Genomic DNA, 20,035 nt, shown 5'->3' on the forward strand with positions numbered 1-20,035 from the left:
TACTTGCAACAAAGTCGATATGCGGTTGTGGCCCGGCAAGCCGGGGGTTCTCAGTCCTGCCTAGAGCTCGGTCAGCCCATCCAGGTCTGCGGGGGATTTGACGGCGTGCGCCGGCACCCCCCGAAGTTCTCGTTTGGCAATGCCGGCGAGCGTCCCAGCCGGCGGAAACTCGATGATCGCGTCGACGTCGCGCTGACGCAGGGTATCGGTGCACAGGTCCCAGCGCACCGGCCGGATCAGCTGCGCCACCAGCTTCGTCATCGCGTCCGCGGCCGAGGCTACCGGCTGTCCGTCGGCGTTGGACAACAGGGTGATCGTCGGCTCGGTGATGTCGATGCTCTCCGCCGCGGCGGCCCACGAGTCGAGGGCGGAAGCCATGAACGGGGTGTGGAACGCGCCGGCGGTGGCCAGCGGGCGCACCCGGGCCTTGGCCGGCGGATCCTCGGCAAGCTTTTCGAGTGCCGTCTGCCGGCCTGCGGCGACAATCTGACCGGCGGCGTTGCGATTCGCCGGGACCAATTCCAGCTCGTCGAGCCGGCTCAGCACCTCTGCTTCGTCGCCGCCGAGCACGGCGGCCATGCCGGTCGGCTCGTTAGCGCAGGCCTTGGCCATCTCGGCGCCGCGGGTCGCGGCCAGCGTGACCGCGTCGTCGGCGGAGATGACGCCCGCCATCGCGTAGGCAGCGATCTCGCCGACGGAGTGCCCGGCGGCCACCGTCTCGTCGTCGATCGACAGGTCCCGTCGCGTCAGCTCCTGATAAGCGAGCAGGGTGGCCGCGACCACGAGCGGTTGGGTGATGGCGGTGTCGGTGATCTCGTCGGCCGACGCGGTGGTGCCGAGGCGGGCCAGATCCAGGCCACTGGCCTTGGACCACGTGTCGATTTGGGCGGCCGTACCGGGCAGCTCAAGCCACGGAGACAACATCCCTGGGGTCTGCGATCCCTGGCCGGGCGCAAGCAACGCAATCACGTCTCTAAGAGAACACTGTGAAACTGGATTTACGCGGTGTAAGAGATTATGAACCTTCTCTTACTTTTTTGTGGATGCTCCACAAAACAGCATGTGATGGGACGCCATTGAGACCGTTCTGCAATTTGTCAGCCCGCACGGTTGACGGCCGATGGCGCGTCGGAGCCGGATGCGACCGGGCCGACAGGAGCGAATGTTGTGCTGGGGTTTGTCGCCTGAAAGGTAAGTCGACCGACGGTCGCGGCGACCCGCAAGACATAAGCATCCCGCGGCGACGTCGGATCGCGACCGGTGAAGTCGGTGATGCGCTTGAGGCGGTAGCGCACCGTGTTTGGATGAACGAACAATTTGCGGGCACAGGATTCGATCGCGCCGCCGGAGTCCAGATACGCGTCCAGCGTCTCGGTGAGCGCGGGCCCGGCGTCGGCCAACGGCCGCATCACCTCGGCATCCAGCGCAGCGATCGCGGATGCGTCGCCCAGCAGTGCGCGTTCGGGCAGTAGCTCTCGGGCCAGCACCGGGCGCGGCGCGCCACTCCAGCCGGCGACCGCGTTCATGCCGGCGATCGCCTCGGTTGCGCTGCGGTGCGCCGCGGTGAAAGTCGGTGCGGTGGGGCCGATCACCACAGGTCCGTCGGAGAAAGCGGTCAACAGGTCGGCGAGAAACCGATCGGCGGGCGCCAGCGCGCTCGAGACGATCGCCACCAGCCAGGTGCCGTGCACGTCGGACAGCGCCGCCCGGCCGTGCTGGTTTGCGATGTCACGGACGTCTTCGGTGGCGATATCGACGCGGTCGGGCCGGGGCAGGCCGACGATCACCGTGGCGGGCGCGGTGGTGTCCCAGTTCAGCGCCGCCGCGCGAGACTGCAACTCGGGGCCGGTGTCGCCGCGTACCACTGAATCGACGAGGTTGGCCTCCATCCGGCTGTCCCAGGCGCCGCGGGCCTCCGCGGCGTCGGCGTAGGCGGAGGCCGCGGCGAACGCAAGGTCGCGGCTGTACCGCAGAATTCCGGCGGTCAGCGCAGTCGCGTGCTCCTCCGATCGGGCCAGCATCGGCACGACCTCTTCGAAGAACTCCATCGTGACGCGGACCATGTCGACCGTTTGCCGCAATGCGATGCGCCGGGTCAGGTCCTGCGGAACCACCTCGAAGGCCTGCACCGTATATCCGACGTTGCTCGCCGGGTTGCTCATCCACTCGACGAAGTTCACCACCGCCGTCTGCACCACCAGATGCACGCTGGCACGTTGCGACGCCTCAAGTTCGGCGAAAAACGGCAGCTTGTCCTGCATGGCCGCGACCGCCTCGGTGGCGAAGCGCCCGGAATATTGCTTGAGTTTCCGCAGCAACGATTCCGGCACGTTCTCGAGCAGCTGTAGCGACGAGCGGGGCGGCACAAACCGGTTGTCGGTCATGCCTAAAACCTACGCCACTTTTCTGGACGTTTTCGCCAACTCGCGCTCGCCACCCACGCGCTTTACGCGACGCCCGGGTCGGACGTCTGCTCGGGCGCGGCCAACACGTCGTCGATCCTGTAGCGCTTGGCGGCCTCGACCGCGACGGACTGGTCGATCTCTCCGTCGCGTGCCAGGCCCTCGAGCACCGCGACCGCTACCGATTCGGCATCGGTGTTGAAGTAACGGCGTGCGGCCGGCCGGGTGTCGGAGAACCCGAACCCGTCGGTGCCCAAGGTGATGAACGTGTTGGGCACCCACGGCCGGATCTGCTCTGGCACGGCGCGCATCCAGTCCGACACCGCCACCGCGGGCCCACGGGTGTCGTTCAGCACCTGCGTCACAAACGGCAGCCGCGCCGGGCGCTCGGGGTGGCGCAGCTTTTCCTTGTCGATCTCGACACCCTCGCGGTTCAGTTCACCCCAACTGGTGACCGACCAGACATCGGCGGCCACGTCCCAGTCGGCGGCCAGCATTTCGGCGGCCCGCAACGCGTCGGGCATTGAAACGCCGGACGCCAGAATCTGCGCGGCGTAGGAGCGCTTCTCGGGTGCGGGCCGGTAGCGGTAGATGCCGCGCAGCAGGCCCTCGACGTCGAGGCTATCGGGTTCGGGCGGCTGCACGTACGGCTCATTGTAGAGGGTGAGGTAGAAGAATACGTTTTCCGGATTCTCGCCGTACATTCGGGCGAGACCGCTTTCGATGATGTGGGCGATCTCAAAGGCGAATGCCGGATCATAGGCCACCACAGCGGGATTGGTCGCCGCCAGCAACAGCGAATGACCGTCGGCGTGCTGCAGGCCCTCTCCGGTCAGCGTGGTGCGACCCGCCGTCGCACCGAGCGCGAAGCCGCGCGTCATCTGGTCGGCCGCGGCCCACAAGCCATCACCGGTGCGCTGGAAACCGAACATCGAATAGAAGATGTACACGGGGATCATCGGCTCGTTGTGTGTGGCATACGAGGTGCCGGCGGCGGTGAATGAGGCGGTCGAGCCGGCCTCGTTGATGCCCTCGTGCAGGATCTGGCCGACTTCACTTTCCTTGTAGGCCAGCATCAACTCGGCGTCGACGGAGGTATAGAGCTGGCCGTTGCGGTTGTAAATTTTCAGCGACGGGAACCACGAGTCCATGCCGAATGTGCGTGCCTCGTCGGGAATGATCGGCACGATGCGAGGGCCAACCTCCTTGTCGCGCAAGAGTTCTTTGAATGTCCGCACCGTGGCCATCGTGGTCGCGACTTCCTGGCTGCCGGAGCCTTTCTTGAGAGCCTTGTACGTGTCACGGCCGGGCAGCGTCAGGGCCTTGGACTTCGTCCGGCGCTCCGGCACGAAGCCGCCGAGCGCGCGCCGGCGGTCCAGCAGGTAGCGAATCTCCGGGGTGTCGGGCCCGGGGTGGTAGTACGGCGGCAGGTATGGATTTTCCTCGAGTTCCTTGTCGGACACCGGGATTCGCTGCGCGTCGCGGAAGTACTTGAGGTCTTCGATCGCCAGCTTCTTCATCTGGTGGGTGGCGTTGCGGCCCTGGAAGTGCTTGCCCAGCGAGTACCCCTTGATGGTCTTCGCGAGAATGACGGTGGGCTGGCCCTTGTGCTCCATCGCCGCGCGGTAGGCGGCATACACCTTGCGGTAGTCGTGGCCGCCGCGCTTGAGATCCCAGATCTGTTGGTCGGACATGTTCTGCACCAACGCCTTGGTCCGCGGGTCGCGGCCGAAGAAGTGCTCGCGCACGTAGGCGCCGTCGTTGGCCTTGTACGTCTGGTAGTCCCCGTCGGGCGTGGTGTTCATCAGGTTCACCAGTGCACCGTCGCGGTCGGCGTGCAGCAGGGCGTCCCACTCGCGTCCCCAGACCACCTTGATCACGTTCCAGCCGGCACCGCGGAAGAACGACTCCAGCTCCTGGATGATCTTGCCGTTGCCGCGCACTGGGCCGTCGAGTCGCTGCAGGTTGCAGTTGACGACGAAGGTCAGGTTGTCGAGCGCCTCCAGAGCCGCGACATGGGCCAGCCCGCGACTTTCGGGCTCGTCCATCTCGCCGTCGCCGAGGAACGCCCAGACATGCTGGTCGGAGGTGTCCCTGATGCCGCGGTCGTGCAGGTAATGGTTGAATCGCGCCTGGTAGATCGCGTTCAGCGGGCCGAGGCCCATCGAGACCGTGGGGAATTCCCAGAAGTCGGGCATCAGCCGCGGATGCGGGTACGACGGGAGCCCGCCGCCGGGATGGCTGTGCTCCTGACGGAAACCGTCGAGCTGGTCGGCGGTCAGCCGGCCCTCCAGGTAGGCACGGGCGTAGATGCCGGGGGAGGCGTGACCCTGGATGAATATCTGGTCGCCCCCGCCGGGATGCGACTTGCCCCGGAAGAAGTGGTTGAAGCCGACCTCGTAGAGCGCCGCCGACGATGCGTAGGTCGAGATGTGCCCGCCGACGCCGACGCCCGGCCGCTGCGCCCGGTGAACCATGATCGCCGCATTCCACCGTATCCACCTGCGGTATCGGCGTTCGACCTCCTCGTCGCCGGGGAACCACGGCTCCAACTCGGTCGGGATGGTGTTGACGTAGTCGGTGGACGTCAACGCCGGAATGGCGACCCGCTGCTCGCCGGCCCGCTCAAGCATCCGCAGCAGCAGATAACGGGCCCGCGCCGGGCCGGATCGCGCCAGCAGCTCGTCGAATGACTCCAGCCACTCGGCGGTCTCTTCGGGGTCGATGTCCGGCAAATACGATGCCACGCCTTCGCGGATCACTCGCACGCGGTCTGATTCGTTTGGCGTGCTTGAGTTTTTCGCCAGATCCTGGCGCACGAACTCGGTGGTCAACTTCCGCTCCTTGGTAGGCGGTGCAGGCTCACCTGCCTATCGTCCCCCCATCGTGCCGCACATGCACCACCGGTGGTGGTTACTGCCCAGTACCGACGATCGGACCAGCGAACCGGTAACGTCATTCACCGTGCTGAACGGATCGGCCCTCCCGCCGTTGGGACCGGGGCGCCACGGTCGCACCGCGGCTGCCTTGCGGCGCTGGCGAATCGGCGGATCGGTTGCCGGCATGCTGTCCGCAGCGCTGATGATCGTGGTTGGCTGCACGAGCGTCACGAGTGGCAAGGCCGTGGGCAACGGGACGGAAGCCCCCGCATACCGGACGTCCATGTCTGCGTCGGTATCGGCGTCGGCGGCCAGTTCCAGTGAGCGCGAATCCAAGCGTATGGACTCGCTGACCACCCAGGCCGTGCACAACTCGTGTGACGCGCTGAGCAGCAGCAGCGTCAATGCGGTCACAGCGGTCAACGCGTTCGTCAGCGCAGTCAACAGCGGGGGCGACGCGGGGGCCAAGGAGGGCCCGGCGATCGATGCGCTGAATAAGAGCGCCGACCTGGTCTCTTCGAGCCTGACCGACGTGCTGTCCACCCAGTTGCGCGACGGGCTGACGGCGTATGTGAACGCGTCGAGAGCGGTTGGCGACGCGATCAAACGGCATGCCCCGAGCCAAGAATTCAATGATCAGGTCAACAAGCTGAACGGCGCGAGGTCGGACGCGATGAACTTGTGCGACGCCGCATATTGACCAATCCCCGCGAGGGTGGCCGTCGGTGACACCGCGGCGTGCGACGATAGGGCCGGACACGCCGGTCCAGATGTGAGGAGGTTTCAAGGTGGCCGCGGCGGGTGACGCGCCGAACTACGCCCGCAGACTGGGCGTCCAGCAAAATCAGGTTGTCCAGGAGCTCGGCTGGGATGAGGACACCGACGACGACATCCGGGCCGACGTTGAAGAGGCCTGCGGCGGCGAACTGCTCGACGAAGACGCCGACGAGGTCATCGACGTCGTGTTGCTGTGGTGGCGCGACGGCGACGGCGACCTGGTGGATCGGCTGATGGATGCGATTACACCGCTGGCCGAGGATGGCGTGATCTGGGTGCTCACACCGAAGACTGGCAAGCCCGGGCACGTGTTGCCCGCCGAAATCGCCGAGTCGGCGCCGACCGCTGGCCTGATGCAGACGTCATCGGCCAACCTCGGCGACTGGAGCGCCAGCAGGCTGGTGCAGCCGAAATCGAGGGCCGGGCGGCGCTGATGAGCGCTCGCGCGAAGAAGAGAAGGCACTGATGAGCGCTCGCGCGAAGAACAGAAGGCACTGATGTTAGAGGTGGGCAGGCCGGCTCCGGACTTCACGCTGCGCGACCAGAACAATCAGAAGGTGTCGCTAAGCGACTACCGCGATGCCAAAGACGTGTTGCTGGTGTTCTTCCCGCTCGCATTCACCGGCATCTGCCAGGGCGAGCTGGACCGGATCCGCGATCATCTACCCGAGTTCGAGAACGACAACACGCAGACGCTGACCATCTCGGTGGGACCGCCTCCGACACACAAGATTTGGGCCACCGAGAACGGGTACATGTTCCCGGTGCTGTCCGACTTCTGGCCGCACGGCGCGGTCAGCCAGGCCTATGGGGTGTTCAACCCGGACGCCGGGTACGCCAACCGCGGCACATTCGCCGTCGACCGCTCTGGCGTGATCCGGTTCGCCGAGATGAAGGGGCCCGGCGAGCAGCGCGACCAGAAGGTCTGGACGCAGGCGCTGGCCGCGCTGCGCGGGTGAAGACCGCAGTCGCGAAGGAGTTCGCCGCCGGACGGCCAGACGTGTAGCCTGCGCGGCAAAGGGCGTGTAGCTCAGTGGTAGAGCTCTGGTTTTACACACCAGCGGTCCCCAGTTCGATCCTGGGTGCGCCCACTGGTCAACCGACGCTCATCCGGGCGGCGCGAAGAGCTCCAGCGCGATGCCATCGGGATCGCGGAAGCTGACTCCCGAGCCGTAGCCCGCGTCCACGATGCCGCCGTGCCGAATGCCGAGCTCGTTGAGTTTTTGCAACCAGTTCTCGAGCTCGCCACGGTTGGCGACGCCGAATCCGACGTGGTCGAGGCCGACGCGGAACTCGCTGAACTTCTCGTCGGGCGCCGACCGCTCATGCTGATGGATGCCGAACAGGGTGCCGCCGTCAAACGCCCAGACGACGTGGCGGAATCCGGCGTCGGTGTGTTCGTCCAGCACGGGATCCGAGCCGATCAGCGCCTGATACCAAGGGGCGCTGGTCTCAATGTCACGCACGGTGACGGCGACATGGTTGAGGGCCGGGAACGTCATTGGTGTCCTTCCTTTTAAACAATCCGCTTACCACGCCGGGCGCGAGAACGCATGTCCCGCAAGTAAAGCTCGTAACCGAAGGTCCACAACCTCGGCGGAATGACTCGATCGGCGATTCGCAGGCCCGCCAACAGCCATTCGAATCGCCTCTGCTGCTTGTTGGTCCACCGCAGCCGCATTAAGGACCGGAATTCCGGCGGCAGGAAACCCGTGGTCGCGAACAGGTTGATCGGGCCGGCCGTCAGCCGCAGCGGCCACGGCAGAAACGCCAAACTCGCTACGCCGTAGAGATGTTCGCGCACCGGTGGGTCGATTCGAAGCTCGTCGAGGCTTCGTTTCCAGTACTCGTCGAACGCCGCCCGGTCGGGCGGCCACATGTCGTCACGCACCTGAAGGGTGGTGGCTAGCCGCTTCGCGTCCTGATAGACCGCATCGGCCGCGGCGTCGTCGAGCGGACCGTACAAGAACTCGTGCTGGTCGAGGTAGTAGCGGTAGAGGCAGGCCGCCACCCACAGCTGCAGCCGCGGATCGAACGCGTTGTAGCACACTGGGCTTGTCGGCCCCGACCGTACCCGGGCGTGCACGCCGTCGACGGCGTGGCGGATCATCGCCCGGTCGGTGTCGGTGCCGACGGTGGCCGCGGCCAGATACGTGCCCGTGGTGCGTGCCCGCTTAAACGGGTGCTTGTAGACGTTGCCGGAATCGACGGGGCTTTGCAGCACGCCGTATCCGACGGCGGGCATGGCCAGCTGCATGATCACGTTCGCCGCGGGCAGTAGCACCGCAGCCGGGTTCAGCAGATCGGCGACTCGGCTGCGGCGGCGTGCCATGCTGCCAGTAGATCAGGTTGTGAGACGCTGCCCATGTGTTTGCGCTAAGAACGCGTGCGCTGGCCATCCTGGCCGGGTACCTCGCCGACACGCTGGTCGGCGATCCGCGGCGCGGGCACCCGGTCGCGTTGTTCGGCGCCGGCGCGACACGGCTCGAGCGCGCGACCTACCGCGACGCGCGGTGGGCCGGGGTGGTGCACACCGCTGCGCTGCTTGTTTCGCTCGGCATTGCCGGGGCCGCGGCGCAAAAGCTGGCCGCCCGGTTCGGGATGTATGGGCCGGCATGCATCACCGCCGCGGCGACGTGGGCCGCGCTCGGCGGCACGTCGCTGAACCTGACCGGCCGCGCTATGGCTGAACTACTCGAGCGCGACGACGTCGACGCGGCCCGGCGGCTGCTGCCGTCGCTGTGCGGGCGCGACCCCGACGTGCTCGACGCCGACGCGTTGACGCGGGCCGCGCTGGAATCGGTCGCCGAGAACACCTCCGACGCGCAGGTCGCCCCGCTGCTGTGGGCCGCGATCGTCGATGCGCCCGGCGTTCTGGTGTACCGCGGCCTGAACACGCTTGACGCGATGATCGGCCACCGCTCGCCGCGCTACCTCCATTTCGGCTGGGCCGCAGCGCGATTGGATGACGTAACGAACGTAGTGCCGGCACGTCTCACCGCCGTGCTTGTGGCGCTGTGCGCCCCGGCGGCCGGCGGATCCCCGGTAGGGGCGCTGCGGGCCTGGCGCTGTGATGCCGCACGCCATCCCAGCCCGAACGCCGGTGTCGTCGAGGCTGCATTCGCCGGAGCTCTCGGGCTGCGGCTGGGCGGGCCCACGCAGTACGCCTACGGGCTGCAGATTCGTCCGACACTCGGCGACGGCCGCGCACCAGAGATTGCCGACCTGCGGCGGGCGGTGCGGCTGTCTCATGCGGTACAGGCTGCCGCCCTGGTCATCGCGGTCGCGGTGCTCAGCGTCGGTGGCCGTAGCGGTCGGCCAGCTTTTCCTCGCGCGTGACCGGAACGCGTTCGGGGGTCGGCTTCTCGCTGCGGCGCTGACGGACCTCGGCGTAGACGAAGTAGCCCAATCCGATCGGCGCGATGACGCCGAAGGCGATCCACTGGATTCCGTAGGACAGGAACGGGCCTGCGTCGAGGTGGGGCAGCGGAATTGCGCCGAGGCCGCCGGGCTGATTGTCGACCAGCTGCAGGTATGGATCGGCGACCGCGGTGCCGGTGAGCTGGCCGACCTGCTGCGTGTTGATCGAATACACCTGCGTCACGCCGTCTTGCCGGAACGGGTCCTTCCCCTCGGCGCGGGGTTCGGAGTCGCGCAGCCGCGCCGTGATCGTCACCGGGTCGCCCGGGGGCGGCGGAATCGGCGGCACGTGCGATCCCTGCAGCGGCCGTGCATAGCCGCGGTCGATCAGGATCGTCGGACCGCCGTCCACGACGAACGGCACGAGCGCCTCGAACGCCGGTTGGCCGTCGATCACCCGCAGCCGCGCAAGCACCTGCACATTTGGCAGGTACCTTCCGGTCGCGGTGACCCGTCGCCACTGCGCGTCGCCGGCTTGTGGCAGCACCGTTTGCAGGGGCACCGGATCCGCGTTCAGCGACTGCGCGATCTGGTTGTTCTCCCGTGAGGTGCGGGTGTTCTTGCCGAGCTGCCACGGGGCGAGCACGGTGAAACACAGGTAGGCGAAGGCCACCACGACGACCGCCAGTGCCAGCCAACCCGGCCGCAGCAGGAAGGCACAGCGCCGCATCAGCTCGCGATACCCCGCTCGGCGAGCTGCTCGTCGACCCAGTCGTGCAGTCCGGGAAGCGACGCATCGATCGCGGCGAACGTGTCCTGGAAGTCGGCATGCGAACCGTAGTAGGGGTCTTCGACGTCGGGGATATGCGCGCCGGCGCGCGGATCGAATGACCGCAGCAATCGAATCTTGTTGGGCGGCACGCCCATTTGTCTCAGCATCCGGGCGTGGTTGCGGCCCAGCGCCACAATCAGATCGGCAGACAGATGATCGGGGTCGAGCTGCGCGGCGGTGTGGGTCGTGGGGTAGCCGTGTGCGTGCAGCACCCGGTTCGCGCGCTCGTCGGCCCCGCTGCCGACGTGCCAGTCGCCGGTGCCCGCGCTGGTCACCCGCACCAGGTCTGCCAGGCCGCGTTCGCGGATTTGATGGGCGAACATCTTCTCGGCCATCGGGGAGCGGCAGATATTGCCGGTGCAGATGAACGTGATGTGCAGCGGCTCAGACACCCAACACCTCGCGCAGGTCGGCGACGGTTCCCACGTGCTGCACGGACCGGTCGCTGGCCGGGTCTTCGAAATCGGCGCGGCCATAGCCCCAGTCGACGACGATCGTGTCGATGCCGTGGTGCGAGGCGCCGTGGACATCGTGCGACCGGTCGCCGACCATCAGCACGTGCTCGGGCATCGGCTCCAGCTGCGACAGCGCGTGTGCGATGACATCGGCCTTGCTGGAGCGGACGCCGTCGACGCTCGATCCGGCGATCACCTCGAAATGTTCGTGCAGGCCGAAGTGCTCGAGGATGCGTTCGGCGATTGGCTCGGCCTTGGAGGTCGCGACGGCCAGTCGCACCCCGGCGGCCCGCAGGTCGGCGAGCAGCTGGGGAATCTCGTCGAACACCTCGTTGAGGATCCAGCCGCGGGTGGTGTAGTCGGCGCGGTAGGTGGCGATCGCCGCCTCGGTGCGCTCACCCAGACCCATCGACCGCAGCGTCTGGTGCATCGGCGGACCGACGACCATGCCGGCGAGGTCCCGGTCCTCGGGCACGGGCGCGCCGACCTCGTTGAGTGCGTGGCGAAAGCTCGACACGATGCCGCGCGCCGAATCGGTCAACGTGCCGTCGAGGTCGAATATCACCAGTTGCGGGCGGGGATGCACACGCTCATTCTCCCTGATTCGGATGCGAGGCCCACCCGGGCCACCGGCGGCGCATTACTGTTCTCGTGTGACCTTGCGCGCGGCAGCCCGCTATCACGGTGACCAAGCCGTCGGGCCGGGCATGCTCGATTTCGCCGTTAACGTGCGACATGACGCCCCGCCGTCATGGCTGGTCAGCAGGTTAGCCGCGCGGCTGTCCGAACTTGGCCGCTACCCGAGTGATTGCGACCAACGGGCGGCGGTCGCGGCGGTGGCCGAACGGCACGGTAAAGGTGTCGACGAGGTCCTGCCGCTGGCCGGTGCCGCCGAGGGTTTTGCGCTGCTGGCGAACCTGAAGCCGCGCCGTGCGGCGCTGATTGCGCCGTCATTCACCGAGCCCGAGGCTGTGCTGGCCGCCGCGGGCGTCGCGCTGGCGCACGTGGTGCTGCCTCGGCCGTTTCGGCTGGCCGACGCCGACGTGCCGGACGAGGCCGACATGGTCATCGTGGGCAACCCGACCAATCCGACAGCGGTGCTGCATCGGCGTGCGGAGGTTCTGGCCTTGCGCCGGCCCGGCCGGATCGTCGTCGTCGACGAGGCGTTCGCCGACGCGATGCCGGGTGAGCCGGAGTCGTTGGCAGGCGACCGTCTGCCCGACGTGGTGGTGCTTCGCAGCCTGACCAAGACGTGGGCACTGGCCGGGTTGCGTGTCGGTTACGCACTGGGTGCCCCCGAGGTGCTGGCGCGGTTGACGGCGCAGCGCGCACACTGGCCGCTTGGCACGCTACAGCTGGAGGCGCTAGCGGCGTGCTGCGCAGCGGGTGCGGTGTCTGACGCCGTTGCGGGTGCGCAGCGGCTGGCGGCGATGCGCGCGGAAATGGCGGCCGCGCTGACGTCGGCCGGCGCCGACGTGGTCGACGGTTGCGCACCCTTCGTGCTCTTCGGCGTCCCGGATGCACAGCTGGTACGGAAGCATTTGGAAGCCAGAGGTATTGCGGTGCGTCGCTGCGATACCTTCGTCGGCCTCGACGGCCGGTATCTGCGCGCGGCGGTGCGTCCGGAGTGGCCGGTACTGGTCGGCGCCGTCGCCGAGGTGCTGCGGTGAGGGTGCGGCTGGCCGACGTCATCGGGGTGCTCGACGAGGCCTATCCGCCGCGCCTTGCCCAGTCCTGGGACTCGGTGGGGCTGGTGTGCGGCGATCCCGACGACGACATCGACACCGTGACGATCGCCATCGACGCCACCCGTGCCGTCGTCGCCGACGTGCCCCATGGAGGGCTGTTGCTGGCGCATCATCCGTTGCTGCTGCGCGGCGTGGACACCGTCGCGGCCAGCACGCCCAAGGGCGCGCTGGTACACGAGATGATCCGCACCGGCCGCTCGCTGTTCACCGCGCACACCAACGCCGACGCGGCGTCACCAGGAGTATCCGATGCGCTCGCCGCGGGGCTGGGCCTGGTCGTCGAGGACGTGCTGTCGCCGGTTCCGGACCGGCCGGAGGCGGACAAGTGGGTGGTCTTTGTACCGCCGCAGAATGCGGATGCGGTGCGGGAAGCCATGTTCGGCGCCGGCGCGGGCCGGATCGGCGACTACTCGCATTGCAGCTGGAGCGTCACCGGCACCGGTCAGTTTCTGCCGCGCGACGGCGCATCGCCTGCTATCGGATCCGTCGGGACGGTCGAGCGGGTGTCCGAGGACCGGGTTGAGGTGATCGCCCCGGTGTCGATGCGCGCGGCTGTGTTGGCCGCGATGCGCTCGGCTCACCCCTACGAGGAGCCGGCGTTCGACGTGTTCGCGCTCGCACCGCTGCCGGGTGACGTCGGCCTCGGCAGGATCGGCACACTGGACGTTCCTGAGTCCTTGCGCGCGTTCACTTCTCGGGTCTCACGTGCGCTTCCCGCCACATCGTGGGGTGTGCGGGCCGCGGGTGATGCTGATGCGTTGGTGTCGCGCGTGGCGGTGTGCGGCGGGGCGGGCGACTCGCTGCTAGATGTCGTCGCGCGCGCCGGAGTCGACGCGTATGTGACCGCCGACCTGCGCCATCACCCGGCCGACGAGCACCGTCGCGCATCCGAGGTGGCACTCGTCGATGTCGCACACTGGGCAAGTGAATTCCCGTGGTGTGCGCAAGCCGCCGACCTGCTGACGGGCCAATTCGGCTCATCGCTTCGCGTGCGGGTGTCGCACGTACGCACCGATCCGTGGAATATCGAGGACGAAGAGCCATGAAAGCTGAAATATCACAGCAGCGTTCGCTGGCCGAGCTGGCCGGGCTCGATGCGGAGTTGATCCGGATCGCGCACCGCGAGTCACATCTGCCCGAGCAACAGCGATACGAGCAGGTGCAGGCGGATCACCGCGCCGCTAACGACCGCTTGGCCGCGCTGCGGCTTGCACTGGACGACCTCGACGCCCACATTTCCCGGTTCGAGTCGGAGATCGACGCGGTGCGCCAGCGCGAGGACCGTGACCGCTCGTTGCTGGAGACCGGATCGCCAGATGCCAGGCAGCTGACCGAATTACAGCACGAGCTGGACACGCTGCAGCGCCGTCAGTCAAGCCTGGAGGACTCACTGTTGGAGGTCATGGAGCGCCGCGAGGAGCTGCAGTCAGAGCAGGCCCGCGAGCTGAGCATGATCGACGGGCTGCAGACCGAGTTGGCCGGCGCGCAGCAGGCCCGGGACGCGGCGATGGCAGAGATCGAGCAGACGCGCGGGACCCGTGCCGAGCGGCGAGCGGAACTGATCGCCGGCCTTGACCCCGAGCTGGTGAGGATCTACGAACGGCAACGCACGACCGGGGGCGTGGGAGCGGGCCCACTGCAGGGCCGGCGGTGCGGCGCATGCCGAATGGAGCTGGACCGCGGGGAGCTGGCGCGGATTTCCGCGGCGGCCGAGGACGATGTGCTGCGTTGTCCGGAATGCGGCGCAATCCTGTTGCGGGTGAAGGGCTCCGACTCGTGAAAGTGATCGTCGAGGCGGACGGCGGATCGCGCGGCAATCCGGGGCCTGCCGGATATGGGTCGGTGGTGTGGTCGTCGGACCACTCGACCGTGCTGGCCGAAAGCAAGCAGGCGATCGGCCGGGCCACGAACAACGTCGCGGAATACCGTGCCCTGATCGCGGGTTTGGCCGAGGCCGCCAATCTCGGAGCCACCGAGGTGGCGGTCGCGATGGATTCTAGGCTCGTCATCGAGCAGATGTCGGGGCGCTGGAAGGTCAAGCACCCCGACCTGGCCGAGCTGCATCGTGAGGCGCAACGGCTTGCCGCACGGTTTGAGCGGGTGAGCTACCGGTGGATTCCGCGGGCGCAGAACGCACATGCCGACCGCCTGGCGAACGAGGCGATGGACGCGGCAGCGGAATTGGCGCAGTCCGCGCCACCGGACGGATCGGCCTCGGCGCCGGTGTCGGCTTCGGCGCCGCCGTCGGCTTCGGCACCGCCGTCGGTTTCGGCACCGGTGTCGGTTTCGGCACCGCCGCCGTCGTCACCGCCGGGTTGGACCGGGGCCCGGGGTGCGCCGACGCGGCTGCTGCTCTTACGCCACGGCCAGACGCAGCTATCGGCGCAGCGGCGTTATTCGGGGCGCGGGAATCCGGCGCTGACGGATCTGGGTCGGCGGCAAGCCGACGCGGCCGCGAAGTATCTGGCCGAGCGCGGCGGGATCACGGCCGTCATCACGTCGCCGTTGCAGCGAGCCTGCGACATGGCCGCCGTGGCCGCCAACGCGCTGGGCGTCGACGTCGTCGTCGATGAGGACCTGATCGAAACCGACTTCGGCGATTGGGAAGCGTTGACTTTCGGTGAGGCGGCCGAACGCGACCCGGAACTGCATCGCCGTTGGCTGCGCGACACGGGTGTGGCGCCGCCGAGCGGCGAAAGCTTCGACAGCGTCGCCGAGCGGGTGCGGCGGGCGCGGGACCGGATCATCACCGCATACGGCGGCGCGACGGTGGTTGTGGTGTCGCATGTGACGCCGATCAAGACGATGCTGCGGATCGCACTCGACGCCGGGCCGGGCATTTTGTACCGGTTGCATCTGGACTTGGCGTCGTTGAGCATCGCCGAGTTCTATCCCGACGGTGCGTCGTCGGTACGGCTGGTGAACCAGACGGCGTACTTGTAGTCAGCGGGCCTCGATCTTGACGGGCATGTGCCGCACGCCGGCGTGTTTGTTACTGCGGACGTATTCGACCGGACCGGTTAGGGTGATCGCACCGACGCGGTCGAGCAGTGTGTCGAACATGACCCGCATCTCCATCCGCGCGAGAGCGGCGCCGAGGCAGAAGTGGCTGCCTCGACCAAATGCTAAGTGCGGATTAGGGTTTCGGCTGATATCGAACCGGTGCGGGTCTTGGAATGTCTGATCGTCGCGATTCGCAGACGCCCACCACAGCGTCACCTTGTCACCGGCTTTGATGTGTTTGCCGTGCAGTTCGACCCCGCGGGTCGCCGTGCGCCGGTTGTACGGGGTCGACGATGCCCAGCGCAGCATCTCCTCGACAGCGGTGGGCAATCCGGCTCGGTGCTGGCGCAGCCGCTCCCAGGCGTCGCGATCGCCTGCCAGCGCCAACATTCCGATTGCGATGGAGTTGCGAGTTGTTTCACTGCCGGCGGCGATGATGAGGCTGAAGAACATCCGCTGCTCTTCAGCGGTCAGCGGTTGGCCGTCGATGCTCACGCGTGTGACGATGGAGAGCAGGTCGTTCGACGGCTGGGTTCTCTTACGCTGCAATAGATTTGTAGCGTACGTAAACATCCGTGCCTGTGCCTGCGCGAGACGTTCGGTTGTCTCGCCAACCTCTCGGTCCTCGTAGTCGAGCGTCACATTGGCCCAGCTCATCAACTCATGGCGGTCTTCCTGGGGCACGCCGACGAGCTGCGCGACGGCCTGCAGAGGCAATTCCCCGGCGACGTCGACGAGAAAGTCGCAGTTACCCTTCGACAACGCCGCGTCGACGATGTCGGCGGCCCGGTGCCGCAGATCCGTCTCGATGTGTTGTAGCGCGCGCGGAGCCGTGCTGGGTGTGAGCAGGCGGCGGATCTGGGCGTGCCGCGGGTCGTCCATCATGTTCAGCAGCACGCCGACGGCGTAGCCCGCGGGCATGTCCTCGAGCGTGGTGCCGCCGCCCTCGCGGTCGCCGCCCGTCTCCGAGGAAAACGTCTCGGCGTCCGCGGCGGCGTCGACGATGTCGGCGTATCGGCTCAGCACCCAGAATCCCTCGCCGCCGGGACTGTGAGCGGTCGGTGGGTGAAACCAGACCGGAGCCGCGCGCCGCAGCTCATCGAACACATGGTGAGGGAAGCCCCTGGCGAAGCGGTCCAGGTCGGTCAGGTCGACGTCGTCATGCACATCAATACGTTCTCATTTGTCGGGCTTGTCGGTGGCGACGGTCATTATCGCAAGTATGTTCGATTTGGCGGGTCGGACGATCGATCCGCCCCGATCTGCTGATGAAACATTCAGAACGACGATGCAGGTTCCACGAGGCTGAGTATGGCGTAGCCCATGCAGATCAGCGCATTAAGCACCACGAGAATCAGGCCCACAACAATCAACCAGTGGATGACGCAGCGGTGTTGGCGTGCAGATCTGGCAACACGTTGCTGGTGCTGTATCTCGGTCGCGACAAGTGCGAAGTTGACGTTAGTCAATTCGGCGTCCAGGCAGGGTGCGCCGGCGGCGATCTCCTGCAGCCGTGCCGGCGGAATTCCGATCCCCACGTCGGCGAAGCGCCGGCTCATTCGTCGCGCCTGGCGGCGGCCGAGCGGCTGCAATGGGGTCGCCATGGACCACCATTCTCCTCCGCTGGGCCGTCCGCGGAGGGACGGTTTACCGGAACTGCACGCCGCCAGGCGTTGGGCGGAATCAGGCGCCCGCAAACGACTCGGCGAGTTGGGTGAGTCGCACGCTGTTGCCGGACGGGTCGCGGAAGCCGCAGTCGATGCCGTACGGCATCTGATGGGGCTCTTCGGTGAACTCCACGCCGCGGGCTTTCATTTTCTCGTAGGTCGCCTGGCAGTTGTCGGTCGTCAGGAACACCGTGCCGGCGAAGCCCTTGGCGACGAGGTTCAGCACTTCGGCCTGGGTGGTCTCGTCCATCACCGGCGGGCCGGGAACTGCCATCAGCACGATCGACACGTCGCCCTGTCCGGGCGGCCCGACGGTCAGCCATCGGAAATCGCCGGCGTCGGGCAGCGAAACGTCTTGGCGGACTTCCATGCCCACCTTCTCGGTCCAGTACTTAAGTGCAACGTCTTGGTCGTGTACCCAAAGCTGGGCGGTGGAGATTTTGATCATGCATCCGACGCTACGGTCGGCCCCCGCCTCGCGTCTTCTCCCGGTGTGCTGTCTTGACCCGGCTGTCAGCCGGTGGGCGGGTGTCACGCTGCAGGATGCAGCTGGGCACCCGGGCATAGATGCTCGCCGGCGGCAGGCTCGTACGATAGGCGGCCGGCGGCATGCCGTACACCCGGGTGAATGTCGTGGTGAACGACCCGACACTGTGCAGGCCCACCATCACGCAGATGTCGGCCACGGAGCGATCGGTGTAGCGCAGCAACGCGGCGGCCCGTTCCAGCCGCCGCGTCTGCAAATAAGCGCGCGGGGACTCGCCGAACGTTCGGCTGAACATTCGGCTGAAGTGCGCCCGCGACAGCCCCGCCGCCGCGGCCAGGTCCTCCACCGTGATGTCCTCCGCGTAGCGCGCGTCCACGAAATCTTTGGCGCGGAGAAGGTAACGGGCCGGGGGCACCTGCGGCATTGAATAAGTATCGCCCCCTCGCGGAAGACACGCTCGACGCAGTACGTTTATATTGCGGACGAGTTGGCCGGGCGGCCGCGGATCACCACACGGTGAAACGAGGAAAGTCCGGACTTCGCAGAGCGGGGTGATTGCTAACGGCAATCCGAGGTGACTCGCGGGAAAGTGCCACAGAAAACAGACCGCCACCCATTGGGTGGTAAGGGTGAAACGGTGCGGTAAGAGCGCACCAGCATTCCGGGCGACCGGAATGGCTAGGCAAACCCCACCCGAAGCAAGGCCAAGAAGGCCGCACCAAGTGCGGCTGCGCAGGCGTCCGAGGGTTGCTCGCCCGAGCCTGCGGGTAGGCCGCTCGAGGCACCCGGTGACGGTGTGTCCAGATGGATGGTCGCCGCCGCGCCGCCGTGGTTATGCGCTGCGGCGCGGAACAGAATCCGGCTTACAGGCCAACTCGTCCGCCCGCCGTTAGAGCTCTTTGTTGACGGCCTTGTCCAACGCCTTCAGCGCATCGTCGAGCTGCTCGCGGCAGCGCTGCGCGAGGTCGGCCTCCCGCTGGTACAGCAGACCGTAGGTGAACGTGTCTTCGCCGGCCGCGTGCGCGGCATCGGCCTGCTGGCTCAGGTGCGCACGACTGACCACGCTGTCCTGATGATCGCCGAGCAGCGACTGAATGTTCTTCGCCGCATCGGACGTCTTGTTCGCCCCCGTAGCTGCGGCGGTATAGCGCAGTCGCTTGGCGCCCTTGCGTATTCGGTGCAGCGCCTCGTCGCGGTTTTCAGCCTCGGCCTTCGCCGCCCGTTTGGCGTGCTTGCGGACCCGCTTGTAGGCCGCCCCGATCGTCGTGTCGGTGGGCGGTTCCTCACCCGGCGGCGGAGGCGGCGGTTCTGCGACCACGAGCGCCTCCAGCGCGTCGAGCAGCCGAAAGTAACGCTGAGAGCGCATCGCGCTCAATGACTTCCGTAACCCCGAGCGGTAGCGGCGGCTGGCTCCGTCGACCAGGCGCTCGCGCACCGGGCCACGCACCAACTCCTTGGGCAACTCGTCGAGGGCCTGCTCGTACCGTTCGGCGAGCACCTCCGCGTCGCGGGCCACACCCAGCACGCTGGCCAGCTGGCGTAGCTCATCAAGGATCCACGCGTCGCCGGACAGCCCGAATTCGGATCCCGAAGTCTGCAACAGGCTTCGAATCTTGCGTGTGGTCACCCGCATCTGGTGCACCGAGTCATGGGCGTCGTCGCGCACCGCCCGGTCCCATGTCAGCAGTTCATCGATCTGCTCGGCCACCGCGCGATGCACCGGTTCGTCCGGCACCGGCGCCGATTCTTCGGCCGGCGCTGACGAGTCCAGCACCCGTGCCAGCTTCGAGCCGTGCCCGGCCGGGACCGCGCCGGCATCCCGCAACCTGTTGCTCAACCGCTCGAGCAGCTCCCCGTCGGCATTGCCTTCGGCGATGCCTTCCTCGGCGAGCTCGAGCTCCCACTCCCGCCATTGCTGGTCATCGTCGCCGTTCGACCACGCGCGGACCTGGTCGTCGGCGAACTCGGCCAGCGCGGTGCCGTTCGCCCCGTACAACACGTCGACCGTTCGGTTCGTGTGAATCCGGGCGACCGGCGTCAGCGGGCGGTCGCGCACAATCGCCAATACCACGTCACGCAACTCGGCCGGCACCTCGTTGTCGTCGCCGTCGCCCAGCGGTTCGCGAACCTCGGTGCGGGCCCCCTGGCCCGCCGGCAGCTTCAGGTGCCAGCCGGCGTCGGTGCCGCCAGTACGCCGCCGCAGCGTGATGTGGTGGGCGGCGAGGTCGCGGGCCGGCGTGTCGAAGTAAACGGCATCGAGCGTCTGGGCCGGCGCGCGTTCCACCCTCGCGACCGAGGCGATCCCATCGAATGACGGTGTGACCGTTGACTCGACGACGTCGAACTTGCGCTCAACCTCGAGGTGACGGGAGGCCGAATCGCCTGCTGCGGAACTCGCCATGGTAGAAGTCATTTTTCCTTTCGG

At 67.2% G+C, this 20,035-nt stretch carries 21 protein-coding genes, 1 tRNA gene and 1 other RNA gene; 10 read left to right on the plus strand and 13 right to left on the minus strand.

Translation table 11 applies throughout. The features are described from left to right. Positions 1-60: 60 nt before the first annotated feature. The 3 genes from VE759_RS00335 to aceE all read right to left on the minus strand — a co-directional run bounded on the left by VE759_RS00335 (position 61) and on the right by aceE (position 5,236). The gene (locus tag VE759_RS00335; protein ID WP_324927060.1) at positions 61-969 is read right to left on the minus strand and encodes an ACP S-malonyltransferase; all 909 of its coding nucleotides are present in this window, start codon (positions 967-969) and stop codon (positions 61-63) included. A gap of 128 nt (positions 970-1,097) precedes the next feature. Continuing rightward, positions 1,098-2,384, minus strand: a complete 1,287-nt coding sequence (locus VE759_RS00340; protein ID WP_324927063.1) for a PucR family transcriptional regulator — start codon at positions 2,382-2,384, stop codon at positions 1,098-1,100. A 62-nt stretch (positions 2,385-2,446) separates the two neighbouring features. Further along, positions 2,447-5,236 carry a pyruvate dehydrogenase (acetyl-transferring), homodimeric type gene (gene aceE, locus VE759_RS00345; RefSeq protein WP_324927066.1) on the minus strand — a complete coding sequence of 930 codons (2,790 nt, stop codon included), beginning with the start codon at positions 5,234-5,236 and terminating at the stop codon, positions 2,447-2,449. Positions 5,237-5,564: 328 nt separating this feature from the next. Between aceE and VE759_RS00350 the strand changes: the two genes are divergently transcribed. From VE759_RS00350 to VE759_RS00365, 4 genes are all read left to right on the plus strand, one after another. After that, positions 5,565-5,981, plus strand: coding sequence for a hypothetical protein (locus VE759_RS00350; RefSeq protein WP_324927069.1), 417 nt, complete (start codon positions 5,565-5,567; stop codon positions 5,979-5,981). Between the two features lie 88 nt (positions 5,982-6,069). After that, positions 6,070-6,492 (plus strand): DUF3052 domain-containing protein, encoded by a 423-nt coding sequence (locus VE759_RS00355; RefSeq protein WP_324927072.1) that lies wholly within the window; start codon positions 6,070-6,072, stop codon positions 6,490-6,492. 63 nt (positions 6,493-6,555) lie between these two features. Further along, positions 6,556-7,017 carry a peroxiredoxin gene (locus tag VE759_RS00360; protein ID WP_324927075.1) on the plus strand — a complete coding sequence of 154 codons (462 nt, stop codon included), beginning with the start codon at positions 6,556-6,558 and terminating at the stop codon, positions 7,015-7,017. Positions 7,018-7,077: 60 nt separating this feature from the next. Beyond that, positions 7,078-7,149, plus strand: a tRNA-Val gene (locus VE759_RS00365). A 15-nt stretch (positions 7,150-7,164) separates the two neighbouring features. Here the strand turns inward: VE759_RS00365 and VE759_RS00370 are convergent. Both VE759_RS00370 and VE759_RS00375 read right to left on the minus strand, forming a co-directional pair. Beyond that, a complete protein-coding gene (locus tag VE759_RS00370) occupies positions 7,165-7,560 on the minus strand; it encodes a VOC family protein (protein ID WP_324927078.1) in 396 nt (131 codons plus the stop codon). Between the two features lie 14 nt (positions 7,561-7,574). Beyond that, positions 7,575-8,390: an oxygenase MpaB family protein gene (locus VE759_RS00375; protein ID WP_324927081.1), complete on the minus strand. Its 816-nt coding sequence runs from the start codon at positions 8,388-8,390 to the stop codon at positions 7,575-7,577. A gap of 35 nt (positions 8,391-8,425) precedes the next feature. On the opposite strand from VE759_RS00375, the gene VE759_RS00380 reads away from it, so the two are divergent. Beyond that, the gene (locus VE759_RS00380; protein WP_324927083.1) at positions 8,426-9,397 is read left to right on the plus strand and encodes a cobalamin biosynthesis protein; all 972 of its coding nucleotides are present in this window, start codon (positions 8,426-8,428) and stop codon (positions 9,395-9,397) included. Here VE759_RS00380 and VE759_RS00385 read toward each other — a convergent pair. The 3 genes from VE759_RS00385 to VE759_RS00395 are packed head-to-tail and all read right to left on the minus strand — an operon-like array spanning position 9,351 to position 11,291. Next, entirely contained in the window at positions 9,351-10,148 is a 798-nt protein-coding gene (locus VE759_RS00385) for an SURF1 family protein (RefSeq protein ID WP_324927086.1), read from the minus strand. The genes VE759_RS00380 and VE759_RS00385 overlap by 47 nt on opposite strands. After that, the gene (locus VE759_RS00390) at positions 10,148-10,642 is read right to left on the minus strand and encodes a low molecular weight protein-tyrosine-phosphatase (protein ID WP_324927089.1); all 495 of its coding nucleotides are present in this window, start codon (positions 10,640-10,642) and stop codon (positions 10,148-10,150) included. Before VE759_RS00390 ends, VE759_RS00385 begins: the two co-directional genes overlap by 1 nt. Further along, a complete protein-coding gene (locus VE759_RS00395) occupies positions 10,635-11,291 on the minus strand; it encodes an HAD-IA family hydrolase (protein WP_324927092.1) in 657 nt (218 codons plus the stop codon). The genes VE759_RS00390 and VE759_RS00395 overlap by 8 nt, the downstream gene beginning before the upstream one ends. A gap of 67 nt (positions 11,292-11,358) precedes the next feature. Here VE759_RS00395 and cobC point away from each other — a divergent pair, with 67 nt between their 5' ends. Genes cobC through VE759_RS00415 form a run of 4 tightly spaced genes read left to right on the plus strand, consistent with a single transcriptional unit; the run spans position 11,359 to position 15,396 of the window. Then, the gene (cobC, locus tag VE759_RS00400; RefSeq protein WP_414687800.1) at positions 11,359-12,375 is read left to right on the plus strand and encodes an Rv2231c family pyridoxal phosphate-dependent protein CobC; all 1,017 of its coding nucleotides are present in this window, start codon (positions 11,359-11,361) and stop codon (positions 12,373-12,375) included. Next, positions 12,372-13,499, plus strand: a complete 1,128-nt coding sequence (locus tag VE759_RS00405) for a Nif3-like dinuclear metal center hexameric protein (protein WP_324927098.1) — start codon at positions 12,372-12,374, stop codon at positions 13,497-13,499. Before cobC ends, VE759_RS00405 begins: the two co-directional genes overlap by 4 nt. After that, positions 13,496-14,233, plus strand: a complete 738-nt coding sequence (locus VE759_RS00410) for a zinc ribbon domain-containing protein (protein WP_324927101.1) — start codon at positions 13,496-13,498, stop codon at positions 14,231-14,233. The genes VE759_RS00405 and VE759_RS00410 overlap by 4 nt, the downstream gene beginning before the upstream one ends. Further along, positions 14,230-15,396: a bifunctional RNase H/acid phosphatase gene (locus VE759_RS00415; RefSeq protein WP_324927104.1), complete on the plus strand. Its 1,167-nt coding sequence runs from the start codon at positions 14,230-14,232 to the stop codon at positions 15,394-15,396. Before VE759_RS00410 ends, VE759_RS00415 begins: the two co-directional genes overlap by 4 nt. Here the strand turns inward: VE759_RS00415 and VE759_RS00420 are convergent, their stop codons facing one another. The 4 genes from VE759_RS00420 to VE759_RS00435 form a co-directional block, all read right to left on the minus strand. After that, positions 15,397-16,623, minus strand: a complete 1,227-nt coding sequence (locus VE759_RS00420) for a cytochrome P450 (RefSeq protein ID WP_324927107.1) — start codon at positions 16,621-16,623, stop codon at positions 15,397-15,399. It lies immediately after the preceding gene. Between the two features lie 110 nt (positions 16,624-16,733). Continuing rightward, the gene (locus tag VE759_RS00425; RefSeq protein WP_324927110.1) at positions 16,734-17,060 is read right to left on the minus strand and encodes a hypothetical protein; all 327 of its coding nucleotides are present in this window, start codon (positions 17,058-17,060) and stop codon (positions 16,734-16,736) included. A 79-nt stretch (positions 17,061-17,139) separates the two neighbouring features. Further along, a complete protein-coding gene (locus VE759_RS00430) occupies positions 17,140-17,571 on the minus strand; it encodes a VOC family protein (protein ID WP_324927113.1) in 432 nt (143 codons plus the stop codon). Between the two features lie 10 nt (positions 17,572-17,581). After that, on the minus strand, positions 17,582-18,034 hold the full coding sequence (locus tag VE759_RS00435) for an AraC family transcriptional regulator (RefSeq protein ID WP_324927115.1): 453 nt from the start codon (positions 18,032-18,034) through the stop codon (positions 17,582-17,584). Positions 18,035-18,093: 59 nt separating this feature from the next. Here VE759_RS00435 and rnpB point away from each other — a divergent pair. Beyond that, positions 18,094-18,492, plus strand: an RNA gene (gene rnpB, locus VE759_RS00440) — RNase P RNA component class A. A gap of 7 nt (positions 18,493-18,499) precedes the next feature. On the opposite strand, the gene VE759_RS00445 is transcribed toward rnpB, so the two are convergent. After that, positions 18,500-20,011 (minus strand): CYTH and CHAD domain-containing protein, encoded by a 1,512-nt coding sequence (locus VE759_RS00445; RefSeq protein WP_324927118.1) that lies wholly within the window; start codon positions 20,009-20,011, stop codon positions 18,500-18,502. Positions 20,012-20,035: the final 24 nt, after the last annotated feature.

The organism is Mycobacterium sp. (assembly GCF_035640695.1).
In the GTDB taxonomy this organism is placed as follows: domain Bacteria; phylum Actinomycetota; class Actinomycetes; order Mycobacteriales; family Mycobacteriaceae; genus Mycobacterium.